Origin of the sequence: Cylindrospermum stagnale PCC 7417 (assembly GCF_000317535.1) — a bacterium.
In the GTDB taxonomy this organism is placed as follows: domain Bacteria; phylum Cyanobacteriota; class Cyanobacteriia; order Cyanobacteriales; family Nostocaceae; genus Cylindrospermum; species Cylindrospermum stagnale.
Window position 1 is genome coordinate 898519 of the sequence record NC_019757.1, and the last position, 20064, is coordinate 918582.

Annotated in this window: 12 protein-coding genes; 5 read left to right on the plus strand and 7 right to left on the minus strand. The window is 41.1% G+C overall.

Going from position 1 to position 20064, the window contains the following annotated elements:
* Positions 1 to 208: 208 nt before the first annotated feature.
* The 4 genes from CYLST_RS03730 to CYLST_RS03745 all read right to left on the minus strand — a co-directional run bounded on the left by CYLST_RS03730 (position 209) and on the right by CYLST_RS03745 (position 9962).
* The gene (locus tag CYLST_RS03730) at positions 209 to 6658 is read right to left on the minus strand and encodes a non-ribosomal peptide synthetase (RefSeq protein WP_015206368.1); all 6450 of its coding nucleotides are present in this window, start codon (positions 6656 to 6658) and stop codon (positions 209 to 211) included.
* Between the two features lie 326 nt (positions 6659 to 6984).
* On the minus strand, positions 6985 to 7515 hold the full coding sequence (locus CYLST_RS03735) for a hypothetical protein (protein ID WP_015206369.1): 531 nt from the start codon (positions 7513 to 7515) through the stop codon (positions 6985 to 6987).
* A gap of 71 nt (positions 7516 to 7586) precedes the next feature.
* A complete protein-coding gene (locus CYLST_RS03740) occupies positions 7587 to 8549 on the minus strand; it encodes a sterol desaturase family protein (protein ID WP_015206370.1) in 963 nt (320 codons plus the stop codon).
* Between the two features lie 867 nt (positions 8550 to 9416).
* Positions 9417 to 9962, minus strand: a complete 546-nt coding sequence (locus CYLST_RS03745; protein WP_015206372.1) for an NADPH-dependent FMN reductase — start codon at positions 9960 to 9962, stop codon at positions 9417 to 9419.
* 390 nt (positions 9963 to 10352) lie between these two features.
* Here CYLST_RS03745 and ftsH point away from each other — a divergent pair, with 390 nt between their 5' ends.
* Entirely contained in the window at positions 10353 to 12254 is a 1902-nt protein-coding gene (gene ftsH / locus CYLST_RS03750) for an ATP-dependent zinc metalloprotease FtsH (protein ID WP_015206373.1), read from the plus strand.
* Positions 12255 to 12440: 186 nt separating this feature from the next.
* Here the strand turns inward: ftsH and dacB are convergent, their stop codons facing one another.
* A complete protein-coding gene (gene dacB, locus CYLST_RS03755; RefSeq protein WP_015206374.1) occupies positions 12441 to 13913 on the minus strand; it encodes a D-alanyl-D-alanine carboxypeptidase/D-alanyl-D-alanine endopeptidase in 1473 nt (490 codons plus the stop codon).
* 157 nt (positions 13914 to 14070) lie between these two features.
* On the minus strand, positions 14071 to 15339 hold the full coding sequence (locus CYLST_RS03760) for a plasmid pRiA4b ORF-3 family protein (protein ID WP_015206375.1): 1269 nt from the start codon (positions 15337 to 15339) through the stop codon (positions 14071 to 14073).
* 181 nt (positions 15340 to 15520) lie between these two features.
* On the opposite strand from CYLST_RS03760, the gene CYLST_RS03765 reads away from it, so the two are divergent.
* Positions 15521 to 16057: a nucleotidyltransferase family protein gene (locus CYLST_RS03765; RefSeq protein WP_015206376.1), complete on the plus strand. Its 537-nt coding sequence runs from the start codon at positions 15521 to 15523 to the stop codon at positions 16055 to 16057.
* 60 nt (positions 16058 to 16117) lie between these two features.
* Here the strand turns inward: CYLST_RS03765 and CYLST_RS03770 are convergent, their stop codons facing one another.
* Positions 16118 to 16789, minus strand: a complete 672-nt coding sequence (locus CYLST_RS03770; protein ID WP_015206377.1) for a GntR family transcriptional regulator — start codon at positions 16787 to 16789, stop codon at positions 16118 to 16120.
* 72 nt (positions 16790 to 16861) lie between these two features.
* Between CYLST_RS03770 and CYLST_RS03775 the strand changes: the two genes are divergently transcribed.
* From CYLST_RS03775 to CYLST_RS03785, 3 genes are all read left to right on the plus strand, one after another.
* Positions 16862 to 18475: a 2-isopropylmalate synthase gene (locus tag CYLST_RS03775; protein ID WP_015206378.1), complete on the plus strand. Its 1614-nt coding sequence runs from the start codon at positions 16862 to 16864 to the stop codon at positions 18473 to 18475.
* A gap of 108 nt (positions 18476 to 18583) precedes the next feature.
* Positions 18584 to 19372, plus strand: coding sequence for a chromophore lyase CpcT/CpeT (locus CYLST_RS03780; RefSeq protein WP_157162525.1), 789 nt, complete (start codon positions 18584 to 18586; stop codon positions 19370 to 19372).
* Between the two features lie 181 nt (positions 19373 to 19553).
* The gene (locus tag CYLST_RS03785; protein WP_015206380.1) at positions 19554 to 19970 is read left to right on the plus strand and encodes a KTSC domain-containing protein; all 417 of its coding nucleotides are present in this window, start codon (positions 19554 to 19556) and stop codon (positions 19968 to 19970) included.
* Positions 19971 to 20064 lie beyond the last annotated feature (94 nt).

Genomic DNA, 20064 nt, shown 5'->3' on the forward strand with positions numbered 1-20064 from the left:
GAGGATGTTTGTAAAGTCTACTTTATTACTCACTAGGCGACTAGAAGTCGCGCGCCACTTGCTTCAACGCTCTTAACCCGCGCAACGCAGTGGCTTGACTACACAGACAAAACCCACCTCCGTGGGTTGAATTTTCATGAGTCCGCGCAGGCGGACTTTGCTTGTGTAGTAGCGAATTATATTCGCCCAATACTTTTCAAACAACCTCTTAAAGACTTAGGTCCTTTGCAAATTCAGAAACCTGGCTGGTTGGATTTTGGACGAGCTTCTGGAGAATTTCCTGGTAATAGCTAAACAGAAACTCGATGGTTTCATTTGTAAATAGCTCTGTGCTGTACAAGACTTTAATTTCAATGGTTGGATTATTTACAGAAGGTGAAGAAACATAAATCTCTAAAGGAATTTCCTGATCCCACAAGTTGAGATCACGCTTAATTGATACAAAGTCTACATCTAAGCTCCAGTCATGCCAATTTTGTGGAGGTAGCATAGTCAGGGATGCGGAGATGTTAAGTGGTTGTTTGCTAGTAATAGCATCAATGACTGTTTCACAAGCAATCTCTTTATTGTTGATTGCTTCTGTGAGAGTTTCTTTGATCTCTTCTAAAAGAGTAATTCCTGTTTGCTCAGAGGAGAGATGCGATAGCGTTCGCGGAGCGTGTGCTTTGCACTCAGCGCTGCTGCGTTCGCCCTTGGCGTCTCCCTTTGGGAGAAGCGCAGATCGCAAAATTACGTCGTTGATGAAGCAACCGAGCATTTTTTCAGTTTCGACTGGACTACGATTACCAACTGTTACCAGTACTAAAATTTCGTTTTTACCAGTGTACTTGAACAAAAGTATCTTCAGAGCAGTAAGGATAATGGTAAAGAGACTAACTCTTTGAGAACGGCTGAGAGCTTCGATTGATGCCACAAGATTGGCTGGCAGAATTACAGAATAAATAGATGCGCTTGCGCTGTGACTCATCTGTGGCTGATTGCTAGAAACCACATCAGATGCTAGTGAAGTATTAGTCAGTTTTTGCAGCCAATAAGCAAGTTGCTGTTCTATTACATTTTCATTAAAGTATTTCCGTTGCCAGAGGGTAAAATCTGCGTACTGAACAGGTAATTCGGGTAGGGGTGAAGGTAAACCATTGGCAAAAGCTTCATAGAGTATTCGTAACTCCTCCAACAACAGGCTAAATGACCACCCATCTGTAATAATATGGTGAATATTTATTATCAACCAATGCTCTTCTGGAGCTAATCGCAGCAAGGTTGTTTTGATCAGAGGGACTGAAGCTAGATCAAAATGGCGCTGATATTCCAGAGCAGCAAGTCTTTGTGCTTCAGATATTCGCTCTCTCTGAGGTAGGTTTTGTAAGTCTATGATCTCCAACGGTATGGTCAGGGATGGGGTAATGATTTGTACGGGTTGACCTTCTACTACAGTAAAGGTAGTACGTAATATTTCATGACGGCGAATAATCTCATTGAAGCTAGACTCCAACACGCTTACAGAGAGGGAGCCAGTGAAACGTAAAACAGAAAAGCTATTGTAGGCAGAACTTTCAGGATCTGATTGTTGCAAACGCCATATAGACTCTTGTGCAAAAGACAGTGGGATATATGTGTCTCGTAATTGAGGGACAAGAGGTTGTAAGGTGTCAAAGGTTATACCACTTTTACTTTGTTCCTGTACCTCTAGCTGACGAGCAGTTATTACTTGACTAAGTGCAGCTATAGTGGGTGCTGCAAATAGAGAATGGAGAGGAATTGCTATGGACAAACTTTCTCGAATGCGAGATATTACAGATGTTATCAGGAGAGAGTGTCCCCCCAGTTCAAAGAAGTTATCATAGATGCCTACCTTCTCCCGATGTAACACTGTACACCAGATTTCGGCTAGTTGTTCTTCTAGCCAAGTACGGGGTGCAACAAAAGCAGCTTCTAGTTCTGAATTTGTTGTCTCTGGCTTTGGCAAAACCCGACGATCAACTTTACCATTAGGAGTCAGGGGTAAGGCTTTGAGCGTCACAAAAGCCGCTGGTATCATATATTCAGGCAGGTGTTCTTTCAGAAACTGACGCAATTTACTACTGGTCAATGTTTCTGTTTCACTCACAATATAAGCCGTTAAATATTTATTTCCTGGATCGTCTTCCCGGACAATTACCACCGCTTGTTGAACTTGGGGATGTTGGCTCAATAGCGTTTCAATTTCTCCTAATTCAATCCGAAACCCGCGAATTTTAACTTGGTGATCAATGCGTCCCAGAAATTCAATATTTCCATCTGGTAAAAAGCGTGCCAAGTCTCCAGTTTTATAAAGTCGCTCATCTTCCACAAAAGGATTAGCAATAAATCGCTCAGATGTTAAGTCTTTTCGATTCAAATACCCCCTAGCTAAACCTACACCACCAAGGTATAGCTCTCCAGAAACACCAATGGGAACGGGTTGCAGATAGCGGTCGAGAATGTACACTTGGGTGTTGGCAATGGGACGACCAATAGGCGGAAATTTACTTCCTAATCCTCCAGGTAAAATTTGACCAGAAGTTGTAACTACAGTATTTTCTGTGGGGCCGTAGTTATTAAAAAACTTAAATGGTAATGTATCTGATGGATAATGATTCAATCTATCTCCACCAGTTAAGATAATTCGCAAAGCTGTATTGTTTGACCATGCTAAAACACATAATTTTTCTGCTAAGGGTGTAGGAATAAAACTAACAGTAATATTTTGTGATATTAACTGCTCTTGGAGGGTTTTTGGTGAAAGCAGAAACTCTGATTTAATTAAATATATACTTGCCCCGACTACTAAATAAGGCCATAATTCCCAGACAGCAGCATCAAACGCTGTTCCTGCTAACTGTGTCGTTCGGTCTGATGATTTAACTTCAAAATTCTTTAAGTGCCAAAACACTAGATTTAACAGTGCTGAATGTTGAATTAGCACAGCTTTCGGTTGTCCTGTAGAACCAGAAGTATAGATTACATAAGCTAAATTTGCAGGTTGAACATTATTAATAGGATCATCCAAACTCTGACTTGTAATAGTTTCTATATCTTGATCCCAACAGATGATTTTGGTTTGTGCTTGCTCTAGCGTCGAGGATAAATGTGGCAGTAATGAAGAATGAGTCAAGATAACCGACATTTGTGAATCTGCCACCATATAATTGAGGCGTTCTGGCGGATAATTGGGATCTAGGGGAACATAAGCACCACTAGCTTTCAAAATGCCCAAAAATCCCACTATCATTTCAAAAGAGCGTTCTAAAAAAACACCCACTAAAGTTTCTTTTTCTACGCCTAGAGACTGCAAATAATGGGCTAGTTGGTTAGCTTGTAGATTTAATTGTCGGTAGGTTAATTGCTGATTCTCAAACACTAATGCCACTGCATCAGGTGTTTTTTCTGCTTGTTCTGTTACTAATTCATGAACACATTTATTTTGTGGGTAATCAGTTTGTGTATTATTCCATTCCACCAGTAACTGATGTTGTTCTGCTGCTGTTAGGAGTGGTAATTGTCCGACTCGCTCATCTGGATTAGTAACAATAGCCTCTACCAAAGTTTGAAAATGCTTTACCATCCGGGCAATAGTCTCAGCATCAAACAAGTTAGCATTATATTCAAATGCTCCCCTGAGTTCTGAGTCTATTTCTTGCATTGACAGGGTTAAATCAAAAGTTGCTCCTGCTGTTGGTCTGTCTAATTCGATCTGCGTTACAGTCAAACCTGGCAGTTTTGGTTTTTCGACTGGGGAATTTTGCAATACAAACATCACCTGGAATAGCGGACTATGGCTGAGGTGACGTTGTGGTTGGAGAACTTCAACTAATTGATCAAAAGGTACATCTTGGTGAGCGTAAGCATTGAGCGCAACCTGTCGTACCTGCGCTAGTAGTTCTCTAAATGTGGGGTTGTTCTCTAAGCGGGTGCGTAAAACCAGAGTGTTGACAAAAAAACCAATTAATGGCTCAAGGGCTGGACGGTTGCGGTTAGTAATGGGAGAGCCGATGACAATATCTTCCTGACCAGTGTAGCGATAAAGCAACGTCGCAAAAGCCGCTTGGAGAGTCATAAATAGGGAAGTACCTGACTTCTGACTGAGGGTTTTCAGTTTGTTTGTCAGGTCATCACCCAACTTAAACCTCTGGATACTACCTCGAAATGTCTGCATAGCAGAACGCGGTCGGTCGGTTGTTAATTCTATTACAGGTGGAGCATCTGCTAACTGTTGTTTCCAGTAGTTTAGCTGGGTGGTGATAATATTGTTTTGCTGCAATTGACGTTGCCAGTAAGCGTAATCTGCATACTGAATCTGCAAATCTGGTAAGGGAGAAACTCCATAGAAACCAGACAATTCTTTGAGAAAAATTCCTACTGACCAAGCATCAGATATAATATGGTGCATTGTCACCAGCAACACATGGGAATCTGACTCTAGGCAAATTATTTTAACTCTTAATAAAGGTGCTGTGCTTAAATCAAAAGGTTGTGTATATTCTGCGGTAATTAATCTTTGTAATTCAGTCAGTTGCTCAACTTCTGGTAATTCTTGTAAGTCCACTAATGGTAAAGTAAATGGTACAGTTGCAGCAATAAATTGCACTGGTTTTTCATCTACAATGCCAAAGGAAGTACGCAGGGTTTCATGGCGTTGAATAATTGACTCTATAGCTTGTTGGAGTGCTGTTAAATTCAGCCGACCAACTAAACGCAACGCTCTAGCAATATTGTAGGCAGCATTTGCCCCTTCCATTTGATCCAGAAACCAAAATCGCTGCTGAATCAAAGATAATTGTAATTCAACAGAACGGTCAATTGACTCTAATATTGGTAAGGTTTGATTTTGCTGGTTGTGATCATAGGAATCTTCAATATGTTCGCTTAAAATGGCTACAGTAAGCGATTCAAAGAAAACGCTGACCGATAATTCCACAGATAAGGCTTCGCGCAATCTAGATATAACTAAACTGGCAAGCAGCGAATGCCCTCCCAATTCTAAAAAATTGTCATAAATGCCTACTTTTTCTAATCCTAAAACTTCCGCCCAAATGTTAGCTATAACTTGTTCTTTTGGGGTACGGGGTGCAACAAAGTTACGAATATCAGCAGATATATTTGGTGCAGGTAAACTGTTGCGGTCTAATTTGCCGTTGGGTAATACTGGCAGTTTCTCCATCAGCACAAAGGCATTAGGAACCATATAATCTGGTAGTTTCTGCTCTAAAAAACTGCGAATTTCTCCCCAATTAGAGGTTTGATTATTAGCTACAATATAGGCTGTTAGTCGCTGGTCTCCTGGGATATCTTCTCTAAGGGTGACGACACCTTCCCGGACATGGGGATGAAGTTTCAATACAGATTCGATTTCTTCTAGTTCAACTCGCATCCCTCGGATATTTACCTGAAAGTCGATCCGACCAAGAATTTCTAAACTACCGTTGCTGGAGTAGCGAGCGACATCACCAGTTTTGAAAAGTCGCTGTTGTGGCTCAAAAGGATTATCAATAAATTTTTCAGCATTCGCTTGAGTCCGGTTTAGATAGCCACGAGCTAAGGTAGAACCTGCAATATGTAGTTCCCCAGACTCACCAATTTTTACTGGCTCAAGTTGGGAGTTGAGTACGTAAACCTGCTGAATCTTTTCCAGAGGATTACCAACTGGTACATATCCCTCTTCAAGGTTGCAGTCATCTGGAATGGGATAAAAACCATTTCCAATACTTTCTGTTTGACCTAAGATATTAAAAAACCGGGGTGGTGTTTGAAACAGGTTGCGTAACTTTTTAATTAGTTGATAGGGTAGTAATTCGCCACCAAATATTATTAATCTTAATTTTGATTCACTCAGTGCTCTTGTATATTTTTGCTCTAAACTTTCTAAAGCCATCAGTCCATAACGCCACACGGAAGGTACACCATCAGAGATAGTGACACCCTGTGTTTGGATTAATTCAAATAGACTGAGGGGAGTTTTAGTTTGTTCGCGAGTAGCAATGATACTTGTAGCACCTTGGGATAAAGGCAAGAATAATTGTCTGACTGAGGCAGTAAATGAGAAAGATGCTGTGTGGAGATAAATATCGTTGCTATTGACTAGGATTATTTTAGCGATCGCCTTAATATAACTACAAATACTCGCATGAGGCATTTGTACTCCTTTTGGCTTGCCAGTAGAGCCAGAAGTATATATTAAGTAAGCGAGGTTTTCTGGTGTTGCATCACACACAGGATTCTGTTGGCTGTGTTGCTCAATTTTCTGCCAGTCTGCATCAAGAAGAATCACTGAAGCGGTAGTAACAGGTAGTATCTCTATCCATTCTGTTTTAGTTAAAAGCACTTTTAAGTTAGTATCCTCTAACATAAATGCCAGACGTTCTTGGGGATAAGCAGGGTCTAAAGGAACATAAGCTCCACCCGCTTTGAGGATACCGAGAATTCCGATAATTACTTCAATAGAACGCTCTACGCATAGACCCACTAATACTTCTGAACCTACCCCCATCCCTTGCAAGTAATGTGCCAGTTGATTAGCTTTTGCATTCAATTCTCTGTAGGTCAATTGCTGATTTTCAAATACAACTGCTACTGCATCAGGTGTTTTTTCTACCTGCTCTGCAAACACTTGATGAATACACTTATTTTGAGAATATTTCATTGCTGTTGCTACATCTGAATTTTATAGCTGAATTGTTTTAACCGGATTTTGCACTACTTTTTGCTGACAAAATACTACTAATAGGTGGCTGATGGGGCGACGAATTACCCTGAAAGGCTTATGTATTAAACTGTGTAGAAATTTATGGCAAAATAGGGATGGACGATGTTCTTCTATTTTCTTCCGCCCTCTAGCAAGATAATTATTTACACAAGTTACACCACTTTTTAATTATCTGATTCCTTTACGAATAGTGCATTGATTCTCTCCCAAATCTTCTTCCACAAGTCTCTTTCCTCCCAGACCCCTTTACTGTATTCATGGCTTCATCTTTGAATGTGTTCAAGATTTTCTAAAGACCATCTTTCATAATAAGCAGTAGATTTCAAAATATCTGCATATAAATTCACTTTTTCTATCTCTTGGAGTGTAAAATTTATAAATGGATCTCGTCTTGTGTAAACACCATCTATATTAAAATTATCAAGCGGATGACCACTGAAAGCAATTAATCCCAGAGGAGCTATAAAATCATTTAAATCTTGAGTGAAATCTTTCATTTCATCTAATGAAAAAGCCAATTTATTTGGATGGATAACCATCATTACCTCGTAATAATTATCTTGTTTAAATTCAGTGATTAAATCCAAAACTTTTGGATCGAAACTAAATTCTTTAGTATAATAAAAGGTCTCAACTTTCAACAAAATTTTACCTTCACGACGAAATTTGCTTACAAAGGGACAGATAGGCATATTACCAAAAACAGAATTTGGCTGTTCTATAAATTGTTGAATATGCTCTACCATTGTTAAAACAACTTCATTTTTATGATTATTGGGCTGATGTTCGCTCATAAATTGTAAAATTTTTCAGAGGTGAATGCCAGATGGGAAAATATCAACAGTGAATTAAATATGGATTTAAATCAGACTGAGTTTTTGCTGATTCTCTGTCTAATTGCTCTCAAAGGCTGTAAAAACATATTGGTGACACTATTAAACAAATTTGATTCTCCATTTGATAAACCAAAGCTCAGTTTTTCATAGTTGCTTGGCACGTATAAACTGCCAAACATCCAGTCCCAGAATGCGAAAATATAACCAAAGTTTTTATCATAATGTTTGGGGTCTACACTATGATGAATTTGGTGTTGTGCTGGACTGATGAAAATATGGCTGATCCACTGAGGATAAGCTAACCAGATATGAGAATGACGCAAGTTATACCCTGCTAAATAAAAGATAAAAATCTCAAAGCTGACTCCATAAATTAATAGCCCTTTCATCCCATTTCCAAACAAGTAAATCCAGATACCCGCTCCGAAATTAGTGATTGTAACAATCGTTATTGTGCCTAAAAACATCTCAAATGGATGAATGCGATATACCGTCAATGGTGTGATGACTTCGGCTGAATGATGTACTTTATGAAATTCCCACAAAATAGGAATTTTATGAGCCAGAGAATGGTAGAAAAAATTAGCAAAATCACCTAATAATGCTATAAAAAGGCTGAATACGATCTGCTGCCATAATTGGGGAATAGTGACTATAGAGGGTGTAGTAATGCCTGTAATTTGTATTAAACCTTGGCAAGTGATATCGGCAATTTTTGCTAAAAATAGTGTTGTTGGCACTACGAAAAATATCTCGAACAAGGAAATTAAAAAGAAATATTTGTATAGAGCAATAGATGAAGGATGTAAATAAACTTCTTTAGGTAAAAGGTATTCTAGAAAACTTTTCTCTTTGCCCCGATTGGCTAGACCAACTATATATAGTATTGTCGCCAGTAAAATAGTTGAAAGCAGATATAACCAATAAATTTGCGATGATGCCAAAAATGGTATTTTAAATGGATACAAAATACTGTTCAATATTTCCATCATTTTTGCTGTATTGCTAAAATTTGGCTTAGAGACAATTTATATACTTATATGTACTTAGCCGAAAAGTATTGTACCACTCTATTTATATAAAATACTTTCTAAAAGTATAGAAAGCCTTATCCTGTAATTTTTGTTTAGGTCAAACTATAGACCGCAACTATGGGTTGGGTTGTGAAGTCTATCTGACGTAGAGCTAGCTTGAGTTGATTCTAAGTTAGGTGGCTGACTCATAAGTTTCCTTTATGACTCATCAAAAACAATCAACTTTTTTAGACTCCGGCAAAACAGTATTATAAACTACTTTTTTTGCCGATGGCTACGTACGCCGTTTGCGTAGCGTCTCGTAGAGAAGGCATCGCAAAAGTTTTCGGTCTACTGACCGTATATCAAGGTTTTTATGAATATGCCTCACTTAAGTTAACAATGTGATGCATTGTACTTTTATCTCAATAAATATCTCTGTGGTCAGTTAGGTGGGCTAATCTCAGATTTTTGCCTTTGATTCCCACTCGATCACTCGGTTGTCAAGGAGCATTCCGGTATTTCGGTGTCCTTGCTAGCTGTACGTTGATCAGGAGAGCGATCGCTAATTTTTTTCATCTATTTGAACCATATCTATTGTAGGGGCACAGCAGTGCTGTGCCCCTACCATGTGGTCTATTTACCTGAAAACCGCTGTAACAAAGTTTAACGACTTACTCTAATAACCAATTGAACAACCCTTCTACAGTGAGACTGAAATCTCTTTGAAGGTTTCCTTAAAAGGTTCTAGTGGCACTGCTTCTATTTTGCCATTGTACAGATGAAGCGATAGAGGATAACAAGGAGAACTCCTGCACATAAACGTCCTCCTTTAATCTCTTGTTTCTAACTAACTCCGCGCAGCTTGCGAGTGTTATCAACTAAACTTTGAGCAAATTGATCAAAGCGTTGGGAAAGTTTTTCATCCAGCAGCTTACCTTCAGGATTGAACGCACCGTAAGCTTGTCCGATCGCAATTTGTTCTGGAATTACCCAACCATGTACCCACCGAACGATTAACCGTAGCTCATTCAGGGCGTTACTATTGGATTGACCCCCCAAAATGCTAATCAGTCCCGTGACTTTACCAGAGAGTTCCTCAAAACTCATCAAATCTAGAGAATTTTTGAGGACACCACTCACGCCGCCATGATATTCTGGTGTTGCCAAAATCAACCCATCGGCGTTACGAACGGTATCGCGCAACCGTTGCACGTCTGGATAGTCTGGATACTCCTTGGCACCAGTACAAAAGGGTAATTGCAATTGTCGCAAATCCAGAATTTCTACTTCTGCACCTAGGGCTGCTACTCGTTGCGCTGCTACTTGCAAACCTAGTTGAGTGTAGGAGCCGGGTCTTAAACTACCACCAATACCAACAATTCTCACCATAATTCACCCATAAACTAATATTTAGCTACTATCACCTGAATTCTTAAAAAGCGTAGTCATTATGATTATGTTTATCTTAGCGATTTATATTGTAGGATGTCAAACTTTTGAGTCTGGGGTGGAGGGCAAACAAAATTTAGTCAAAATAATTACCGAGAACCTTATTAATTAAGCGTTGGATGCTGGGAACTTTGGCTGATCATCCCTCCGAGGAGCCAGATTACCCAAACTGATAGGCTACATGGGGTAACTAGTGGAGACTGGGGAATGCTTTGGTCTGGAAGTTAGACTAGATGAGACAACTGTAATTTCCAGTTATTGGAATTTCTGCTAGAAGAATAGGCATAAAACCAGTTTTCAGCTGATGCCAACAAACAAAGGGTAATTAATATGACAAATTTTGGGAAAAAAGCATTGATGAAACAGCGATCGCCAAAATGGTCTGCTTGGACGGGAACCATAGCAGCTAGCTTGATTATGCTGCCAGGAATTTTTGGGGGTACTCCCGCCTTAGGACAAAAACCAGAGCGTGACTCCTTAACTTATGGCGAGTTGATCCAGAAAACGCAGAAAGGAGAAATCAAAAAAGTAGAACTGGATGAAACTGAACAGACAGCCAAAGTTTATTTAGCGGGGCAAAAGCCAGATGCACCACCCATACAGGTGCGACTTTTAGAGCAAAACACGGAGTTAATTAACAAACTCAAAGAAAAAAACGTTGAGTTTGGTGAGGTTTCCTCGGCTAACAGTAGAGCTGCTGTGGGGTTATTGATCAACCTGATGTGGATTTTGCCACTGGTGGCTTTGATGCTTTTGTTTTTGCGTCGCTCTACCAATGCTTCTAGCCAAGCGATGAATTTCGGCAAATCTCGCGCTCGCTTTCAGATGGAGGCTAAAACTGGCGTCAAATTTGAAGATGTAGCTGGGGTGGAAGAAGCGAAAGAAGAACTGGAAGAAGTTGTCACTTTTCTCAAACAGCCAGAAAGATTTACTGCTGTTGGCGCACGCATTCCCAAAGGAGTGCTGTTAATTGGGCCTCCTGGTACTGGTAAAACTTTACTAGCAAAAGCGATCGCCGGGGAAGCTGGTGTACCATTTTTCAGTATTTCCGGTTCGGAATTCGTGGAAATGTTTGTCGGTGTGGGTGCTTCCCGTGTGCGTGACTTGTTTAAGAAAGCCAAAGACAATGCCCCCTGTTTAATATTTATCGATGAAATTGACGCTGTAGGAAGGCAGCGGGGTGCCGGTATCGGTGGCGGTAACGATGAGCGGGAACAAACCCTCAACCAACTGCTGACTGAGATGGATGGTTTTGAAGGTAATACAGGCATTATTATTATTGCTGCCACTAACCGCCCAGATGTCCTAGATGCAGCATTATTGCGTCCCGGACGGTTTGACAGACAAGTGATGGTAGATGCACCGGATCTCAAAGGGCGACTGGAAATTTTAAAAGTTCATGCCCGGAATAAGAAAATTGATCCTAATGTATCTTTAGATGCGATCGCCCGCCGCACTCCAGGATTCACCGGCGCAGACTTAGCCAACTTACTCAACGAAGCGGCAATTCTCACCGCCAGAAGACGCAAAGAAGCTGTCACTATCCTCGAAATTGACGCTGCTATCGATCGGGTAGTTGCCGGCATGGAAGGTACCCCCTTAGTAGACAGCAAAAACAAGCGCTTGATTGCCTACCATGAAGTCGGACACGCCTTGGTGGGTACATTCCTTAAAGGCCATGACCCAGTGCAAAAAGTCACCCTGATCCCACGGGGGCAAGCCCTAGGATTAACTTGGTTTACCCCCAATGAGGAGCAAGGTTTAATTTCCCGTTCCCAAATCAAAGCACGGATTACCGCCGCCTTGGGTGGTCGCGCCGCTGAGGAAATTGTTTTTGGTAAACCGGAAGTAACCACAGGTGCGGGGAATGACCTGCAACATGTGACAAATATGGCACGGCAGATGGTCACAAAGTTCGGGATGTCTGAATTAGGGCCAGTCTCCCTAGAAAATCAGAGTAGCGAGGTATTTTTAGGACGCGACTGGATGAATAAATCAGATTATTCTGAAGAAATCGCCGCCAAAATTGATAGTCAAGTCCGGGAAATTATCAACACTTGCTACATCAAAGCCAAAGAACTATTGGAAGAACACCGCATACTTTTGGAGCGATTAGTTGATTTGTTAACAGAGCAGGAGACAATTGAGGGCGAAGTATTCCGCCAAATTGTGACTGACCATGTTGAGGTAGTTGATCAGGTAATTGATCAAAAATTGGCAGTTCCTCATTAATATCTCGTAGGGCGGGCGTCTCGCCCGCCCCCGAACAGGTGAGACTCCTGTTTTACAATAGATCTATTTACGCCAGTAGCTTTTTTCTGGCTATTTCTAACTAATTATTTGCAATTTTATCCATGTACGAAAAAGTACAGTAGAGTGTGAAATTGCAATTGAATTGACATATTTTTTGGACAATATTTAACAACGCCGCAACTGCGTTAATAACACCACAATTTCATCGATTCCTTGCCTGATAACAGTTACAGGCTGTTCAGATTGATTCACCATAATACTGAAAGCTAAAGGCTCATACTGCGGCAAATTCACGTATCCAGAAAGAGAAACTGTACCTCTCAATGTGCCTGTTTTTGCTTGCACAATACCCTCGGCTGATGTGTTAAGAAAGCGATTTTTGAGAGTTCCACTTTTCCCCGCTACGGGTAAAGATGCGCGATAGACAGATGCTGCTGGTATTTTTGCCATTCCCTGCAAAGTTTGGATTAAAGCCAATGGAGTCACTAAGTTACGACGTGATAAACCTGAACCATCCACCAAAACATAATTTGCTGAATCAACTCCCAATTGAGTTAAACTTGCTTTGACAATTTCTAAACCCACATCAGCACTACTCTGATTTAACCCTCTGGCTTTTTTCACAGCTAATGCTCTCAGCAATGCCTCAGCATAGAGATTATTACTATTTACATTTGTTTCAGCCAATAATTCAGATAAAGTAGGCGATTCTACAGATGCTATTTCCTGTTGATTAGTACCACCATTTACTACCAATGTTTGTCCCAAGGAAATTTTTTCTGCTGCCAAAGTTGTGCGGAAGCGTCGCAAGAAGTATTGATTAGGATCAATGACTGGCAAATTTACTAAATACGGTTCAGACTGGGCTGTCAATTGTCCTGTAATTCGTAATATTTTTCCCGATAAATCGCGGGTAACGTTGATGTAGGTTGGTTGATTTTGGGCAACGGTGACAGACTGATTAATTATTCCCCACTGTTTTGCTTCGTTGGCATCATTCCATGATATTTGTGAAACTTTACCCACAGTTTGTGGTACAAGCTTGAAGCTAAAAACATTTTGATTTATAATCAAGCTATTGATTGGTGCGCCATAATCTGATTGGACATCTTCCCATTGCCAAGTGGGGTTAACAATATCCCCTTGAATATAACTATCATCGGCAATCAACTGCTTAATTTCGGTAATACCTTGCTGTTTTAATTGCTGTGCTAATGATTGTAATTGAATATTAGTTAAACTGGGATCTCCTCTACCCACAACTCGTAAAACACCGTTGCTATTGCTATAAATAGAGGTGCGAAAGCGAAAATTTGCACCTAATTGCTGTAATGCAGCGGCTGTTGTTAGTAGCTTGAGGTTAGAAGCAGGAACAAAGTATTTCTGTGCATCCCGACTGTAAAGAGTTTTCCCAGATGACAGGGGTTGTACCATAATACCCCAGTGCGATCGCATAAATTGAGGACGATTGATTACAGCATCCACAGATGCACCCAGTTCAGCAGGACAAATTGATTTGCTGGTAGTTGCTGGTACTGCCGGTACTACTGGGACTTGCGATCTAGCTACTTGCTGGTTGATACCAATTTGCGTACCCAGAAACAGCAGCATCAAGCCAAGAGTAATTTTTTTAGACATCAGAATAATTCTTAAAACTATTTGATGATGATAACTTAGGCTAGTACTTTTTTAACCTGAGTTCGACAAAGGTAAATTCACTATTGGCACTAAGCATAACGCACTCCTGCATTAAGAGATATCAAAAACCTGTTTTTTGTGGAAGTTAGATAGTTAACTACTCCTCTTCTTCTTCCCATTCTTCATCTTCACTCCCATACTGCTGGGGTGCTTCTCCGTGAATTTCTAAAATCTTCGCTTTTTTGCTTTTGCTATCAGGTGGATTAATTGTTTCTAATTGCACATCAAATTGCCAATTGTCACCAAAATCATAAAGATAAGTCATTCTTCCACCTGGTTCTAGAGGCAAATCACCAATCTTTACTTGATCCGCAAATGGGGGATCTTCCATATAGGGATGACCAATGGTAATGGTGCGACCAAAATAGTCTTTATAACTAAACTGATAAAGGTGATCATAATCAAAATCAAAAGCATTGAGAATCATTTCAGCTAGCCAGCTTAATGGTTTTTTTGCTGGTATGGCAATCCGACGCCAAGCTTTAGCAATAGATACTTTAAAAATATAAATACCATCGATGAATTCCTGATGTGGGATAATTAAATTATGCTGCCATTCAGGAAAAAACAATTTAAATTGTGACTGCCATTGCCCAAAAATTACGTTTATATTATCTTCTAATCCTTTTTGGAGCGCAATCTGTAATATTAATGGCAACATAATATCGCCCCAGGGTAAGCGTTGTAAACTGGTAATGCGCCATCCTTTACCAGCTTGGGGTTTTCCCTGTTTAATAGAGAGGAAGCCAAATAATTCTAATAAAGCAACGTTATGTAGTCCTGGGAAATAATTAATCTCATGTTGATCCTCATATTTAGCAAATTTTGCGCCTTGATCTGGGATACGTTTCCAACACTGGATACACTTAAATAAATTGCCGAAGGAATCACTACGTTCACCCAAAATTTCGTTATTTCCCCAAATTAACCAGGCTTCTAATAGGTTGAAATATCGTTCTGTTGAGTTGAGGTTTGACCAAGATGCCAATACATCTGTATCTAATACTAGACTTGGCTTTTTACCTTGGTGTTTAACTTCGGCTATGCCAGAACTGCGTAATAATAGATAAAGTCCGTTAATGTAGGGATATGATTTCTGTACGGGGCGTTTGAGTAGAATTTCAATGGGGTGACTCAATCGAGAATTTAGTTCTGATAGTACTTTCAGCGGCAGCAGGTTATTGACACTACTAACTTCTACCCCTTTTGGTTGCAAAAAATCTATCAAGGTTTGAAAGTCTTGCAGAATTGTACCAGGATGGCTTTCATTAATGCTGAGTTCTTGCAACAGTTGTTGTTGTGACTCTGTAAGGGCTGGTAGTTCGGGTTCGAGGATGTTTTCTAGCCGTGCAGATAAGTCTTCCATAATTCAAATTGCAAAATCAAAAATTTTGCCTTACGTGTAACCCTATGCTATTTATACTACGACTTCAAAACTGCTTGGTATTAAATATAGACCGACCCATTGCTAGAGGTGATTGAGTAAACCTTTTACAAGGAGAGTTTTAATATTTTTATTTGGTTGTAAATAATTACCTGTATTTACTATGAATAGTAACACGCGCTTACAGATGCTCTTGGCTGATTCACTGATTGGCACTGTGTTGCCGGAAATTGCTCAACTCAATTTACCCAACTGGTGGTTAGCTGGGGGTGCGGTGCGAAATACAGTTTGGCATTCCATTTTCGGCCCGGAATGTGAGTTATTTATCAATGACTTTGATATTGCATTCTTTGATGATGCGGGGAACCGTTCCCAAGAACTAGCAGCAAAGGCAACTCTCACAGCCAAATTTTCTGACTACCTGTTTGATGTGAAAAATCAAGCCAGTTTTGGGCGTTGGCGTCCTGGTGACAGAACCTACTCTAGTACGGAGGATGGAATTAAAAATTGGCTGCACACTGCTACGGCTGTAGGTGTGCGAGTGGATACACAAGGGCAATGGGAATTTTTCACTCCCTATGGGTTGGATGACCTGTTTGGTGGTGTGATTCGACCGACGCCAGTACATACTCAGAACCCAGATGCTGATAAAAAAGCCTCCGGGTTTCTGCAAAAGTGTCCTTGTTTGCGATCGCTATAATGGGTTTTATTTCTCTGACAGTATCCATATATCACGATATATCGGAATAGCGGCGGAGATTTAGGTTTTTGCTTTTTGTTGCAAGTATGCAACTAGCTGCTCGCCGGCGGTGTCAATGTGTCGTTTCAGCAGTCGGATAGCGGCTTTTGTATCTCGCTTTTGACAAGCATCCAGAAGTTGATAGTGTTCTTTTTGGGAATGTTCTTGGTAATTCATCTGCACCATTTGCACGCGGACATAACGGTCAATATTGACGTGCAAGGTTTTAATCATTGTCAGCAGCCGGGGACGTTCAGCGGTAGCGTACAGCGTTCCATGAAACTCCCAGTTCAATTTTGCCAAAGTTCCCGCATCGGTGGCTTGGTCGGTCGCTGCCAAAATCACGGTGGCTTTTTCTAAGTCTGCTTGCGTTAACTTGGGTATCGCCAATTGCATCGCTTTCACTTCCAAAGCACTGCGAATTTCACAGATTTCTTGCGCCTCGGCAATTGTCAGCACTGATACGATCGCACCGCGATTGAGATGCAGTGTCACCAATCCTTCTGCTTCTAGCTGCTTGAGTGCTTCCCGCACGGGAATGCGGCTAACACCAAATTGAGTGGCGATTTCATCTTGTCTGAGAGATTGTCCTTCCTGAAAAATACCCCGCAGAATCGCTTCCCGCAAAGCTTCGGCAATTAAATCGGGGGTACTACGTTGTTGGATGTTAGGAGCTAATTCATTTAAGTTCATAATTTATATTGTATACAATATCCAAAAAATTGTATACAATATCCAAAGTAACAAACCCGATGGGAGAAAGTTATGAGTATAGAATCGCCAGCAGACAGGATTATTATCTTCGATACCACCCTACGGGATGGTGAACAGTCACCAGGTGCAACCCTGAATGTGCAAGAGAAGTTAGCGATCGCTCATCAACTAGCTCTCCTGGGTGTGGATGTGATTGAAGCGGGTTTTGCCGTTGCGAGTCCGGGAGATTTTCAAGCTGTTAAAAGCATTGCCGAACAAGTGGGGAAACCTGATGGGCCAATCATTTGCAGCTTGGCTAGAGCGATGCGCCAAGATATTCAAGCGGCTGCTGAAGCGCTAAAACCTGCGGCTCATCCGAGAATCCACACAATGATCTCTACTTCTGATATTCACCTCAAATATCAGTTGAACAAGTCCCGTAGCGAAGTATTAGCGATCGCCGCATCGATGATCGCTTATGCTAAATCCTTTGTGGACGATGTAGAATTTTCACCGATGGATGCTAGCCGCACCGAGCCAGAATTTCTCTATCAAGTCTTGGAAATTGCGATCGCCAATGGTGCCACTACCATTAATATTCCCGATACCGTCGGCTACTGCACACCCAAAGAAATGGGCAACCTCATCCAGGGAATTCGCGCCAACGTCCCCAATATTGATCAGGTGATTCTTTCCGTCCACACTCAAAACGATTTGGGATTAGCCACCGCCAACGCCTTAGCCGCAATTGAGCATGGTGTCCGTCAGGTGGAGTGTACAATTAACGGTATTGGCGAACGAGCAGGAAATGCCGCACTAGAAGAAATTGTCATGGCTTTGCAGGTTCGCAAACCCTTTTTCAACCCCTTCTTCGGACGTGCCGCTGATGCTGAAGCACCCCTAACCAACATTAAAACCCAGGAAATTTACAAGACTTCTGCCTTGGTTTCCCAATTAACCGGGATGCTGATTCAGCCGAATAAGGCGATTGTTGGCGCTAATGCTTTTGCTCATGAGTCCGGTATTCACCAAGATGGCATCATCAAGCACCGCCAAACCTACGAAATTATGGAAGCTGCATCCATCGGTTTGCCGGAAAATCGGATTGTTTTGGGCAAACATTCTGGGAGAAATGCCTTCCGCACTCGGCTGAAAGAGTTGGGGTTTGAGCTAAATGAAGCAGACTTGAACAAAGCCTTCAATCGGTTTAAAGAAGTCGCCGATAAGAAAAAAGAAATGTCTGATTGGGATTTAGAAGCGATCGTCCGTGATCAAACGCAGATTCAAGTTGAAAGCGGCTTTCAAATCGAACATATCCAAGTAATCTGCGGTGATTGCACCTGCCCGACTGCAACTATTACCATTGTCACCCCCGACGGGAAAATTCTCACGGATGCCACTGTCGGTACAGGCCCGGTAGATGCGGTATATCAGGTAATTAATCGACTGGTGCAAATTCCCAATCAACTGATGGAGTTTTCTGTCCAATCTGTAACCGCCGGGATTGATGCTTTGGGAACCGTAACAGTTCGCGTGGGACATGAGGAGCGGATTTTCTCTGGACAAGCATCGGATACTGATATTGTCGTAGCCGCAGCTTACGCCTACATGAATGCGCTGAATCGTCTTTATCGTTATTTGGAAATTCAGCGCCCGCCAGCCGACTCTGTACTTATGCCTACATAAACCCAGCAAGCCAACTGATTGATTTTGCATTAAGTAAGTAAGTAGTATAAAGATGATGGGCTAATTTATTCAGATTAGCCCATTTTTTAATTTTTCATGCGCTTGAGAATGAATAACCTAAGAATATCTATTCTGACAATTATCCTCTCTACCTTAACCCTTGCCCAAGGTGGTAGAACCCTTGCTGTTGCGCCCTCACTAGAGACACAGGTACAGGATCTAGCACAGTGGTTTACTGGTTATTTTGACAATGAACAACAAGTAGCTAGTAACTCTTCTGTACCACTAATCACAATGTCTAACTGTAATGTGCAATTGGACAATACCAACTTTGCTGTTGATACACAGAATGTTTATCTAGAACAAAAAAGTACTGCTTTTGAGCGTTTGCGTTTATATTCATTCAGCAAAGGTGATTCAGTAGTTAAACTTAGCATTTATAACTTTCTCAACGCAGATGTCTTCCGGGGAACCTGCAATCATCCTGAATCAGCGCGAATCATCAGCCAGAATAATCTGGCGGTAACAAGTTGTAACCTAGAACTCATTTGGCAACCAACTGCCTACATTGGAAATAATGCTCCCAATGGCTGCTTAACAAGTACGGGCGGTAAGGTAGTTTCCCAAGTAACCATCTCAAAAGGGAAAATTGACTCGTTAGACCAGATTTTTAGTGCTCAAGGTAGATTACTGGTAAGCACTCCGATCCAATTTCGCCAAGTTGATGAACCATCTTTAGCATTAGGACTTCTGGCTGTTGGTATCTGGAGTCTTGCGAAGCAATCTCCGAAAAATAGCCCCAGAAAGAACCATAAATTAAGAATTGGCTCTAAGAGGATGTCTGAAAACTTTTTGGTGATGTATCAAGCAGCCGTAGATCCCCCTAAATCCCCTTAAAAAGGGGGACTTTGACTCCAATTCCCCCCTTGGAAAGGGGGGTAAGGGGGGATCTCGATCAATTCCGATACGAATCAGACATCCTCTAAGTAAAAAGCTTGACAAATTCTTCCCTTTATAGTATAAATGTACTATAAAAGAAAATGGCATTAAAATTTAATCCCATAACTAGAGAGGTTAAATGAAGCTATCTAAAGTAGACTTGAGCAGTTTATTAGCGATTGCCCATTCAGACGGACATTTGCAGTTATTGCTCGACAGAGGCGACGAATTAGAACTGATGGAAATTCCCGCGCCAGTCCAAGCTTACGAAGGATTGCAAAATCTAAATGAGATGATTGCTGAATCAGCGGCGCTTCCTGCTGTAGAAGAGCCAATTGCGATGCTGCCAGTTAGCTCATCAATGGCTTATGCTGTAGGCTACAATAGCGACGAACAAATCTTGCAAGTTGAGTTTCAAAGTGGTGCAGTCTATCAATATTCAGAAGTAGACGCCCAAACTTGGGAAGATTTGCATTCGGCCGATTCAATTGGGAGATTTTTTAATCAAGAAATCAAAGGTATATTTGACTGCGAGCGGGTAGATAATTCGGATTAGCGACGATTGCTCAGGGAAAAAATACACCATTAGACAGATAGATTCAGGTTTAACAGAGTTATATATTTGTTAGGAGACAATGACGGACTCTAGA

Coding starts and splice junctions, on each gene's coding strand:
- CYLST_RS03770 (WP_015206377.1), bottom strand. CDS start 16,789: ATGAACTTAAATGAATTAGCTCCTAACATCCAACAACGTAGTACCCCC.
- CYLST_RS03785 (WP_015206380.1), top strand. CDS start 19,554: ATGAAGCTATCTAAAGTAGACTTGAGCAGTTTATTAGCGATTGCCCAT.
- CYLST_RS03730 (WP_015206368.1), bottom strand. CDS start 6,658: ATGAAATATTCTCAAAATAAGTGTATTCATCAAGTGTTTGCAGAGCAG.
- CYLST_RS03765 (WP_015206376.1), top strand. CDS start 15,521: ATGAATAGTAACACGCGCTTACAGATGCTCTTGGCTGATTCACTGATT.
- CYLST_RS03735 (WP_015206369.1), bottom strand. CDS start 7,515: ATGAGCGAACATCAGCCCAATAATCATAAAAATGAAGTTGTTTTAACA.
- dacB (WP_015206374.1), bottom strand. CDS start 13,913: ATGTCTAAAAAAATTACTCTTGGCTTGATGCTGCTGTTTCTGGGTACG.
- ftsH (WP_015206373.1), top strand. CDS start 10,353: ATGACAAATTTTGGGAAAAAAGCATTGATGAAACAGCGATCGCCAAAA.
- CYLST_RS03745 (WP_015206372.1), bottom strand. CDS start 9,962: ATGGTGAGAATTGTTGGTATTGGTGGTAGTTTAAGACCCGGCTCCTAC.
- CYLST_RS03780 (WP_157162525.1), top strand. CDS start 18,584: ATGAATAACCTAAGAATATCTATTCTGACAATTATCCTCTCTACCTTA.
- CYLST_RS03775 (WP_015206378.1), top strand. CDS start 16,862: ATGAGTATAGAATCGCCAGCAGACAGGATTATTATCTTCGATACCACC.
- CYLST_RS03740 (WP_015206370.1), bottom strand. CDS start 8,549: ATGATGGAAATATTGAACAGTATTTTGTATCCATTTAAAATACCATTT.
- CYLST_RS03760 (WP_015206375.1), bottom strand. CDS start 15,339: ATGGAAGACTTATCTGCACGGCTAGAAAACATCCTCGAACCCGAACTA.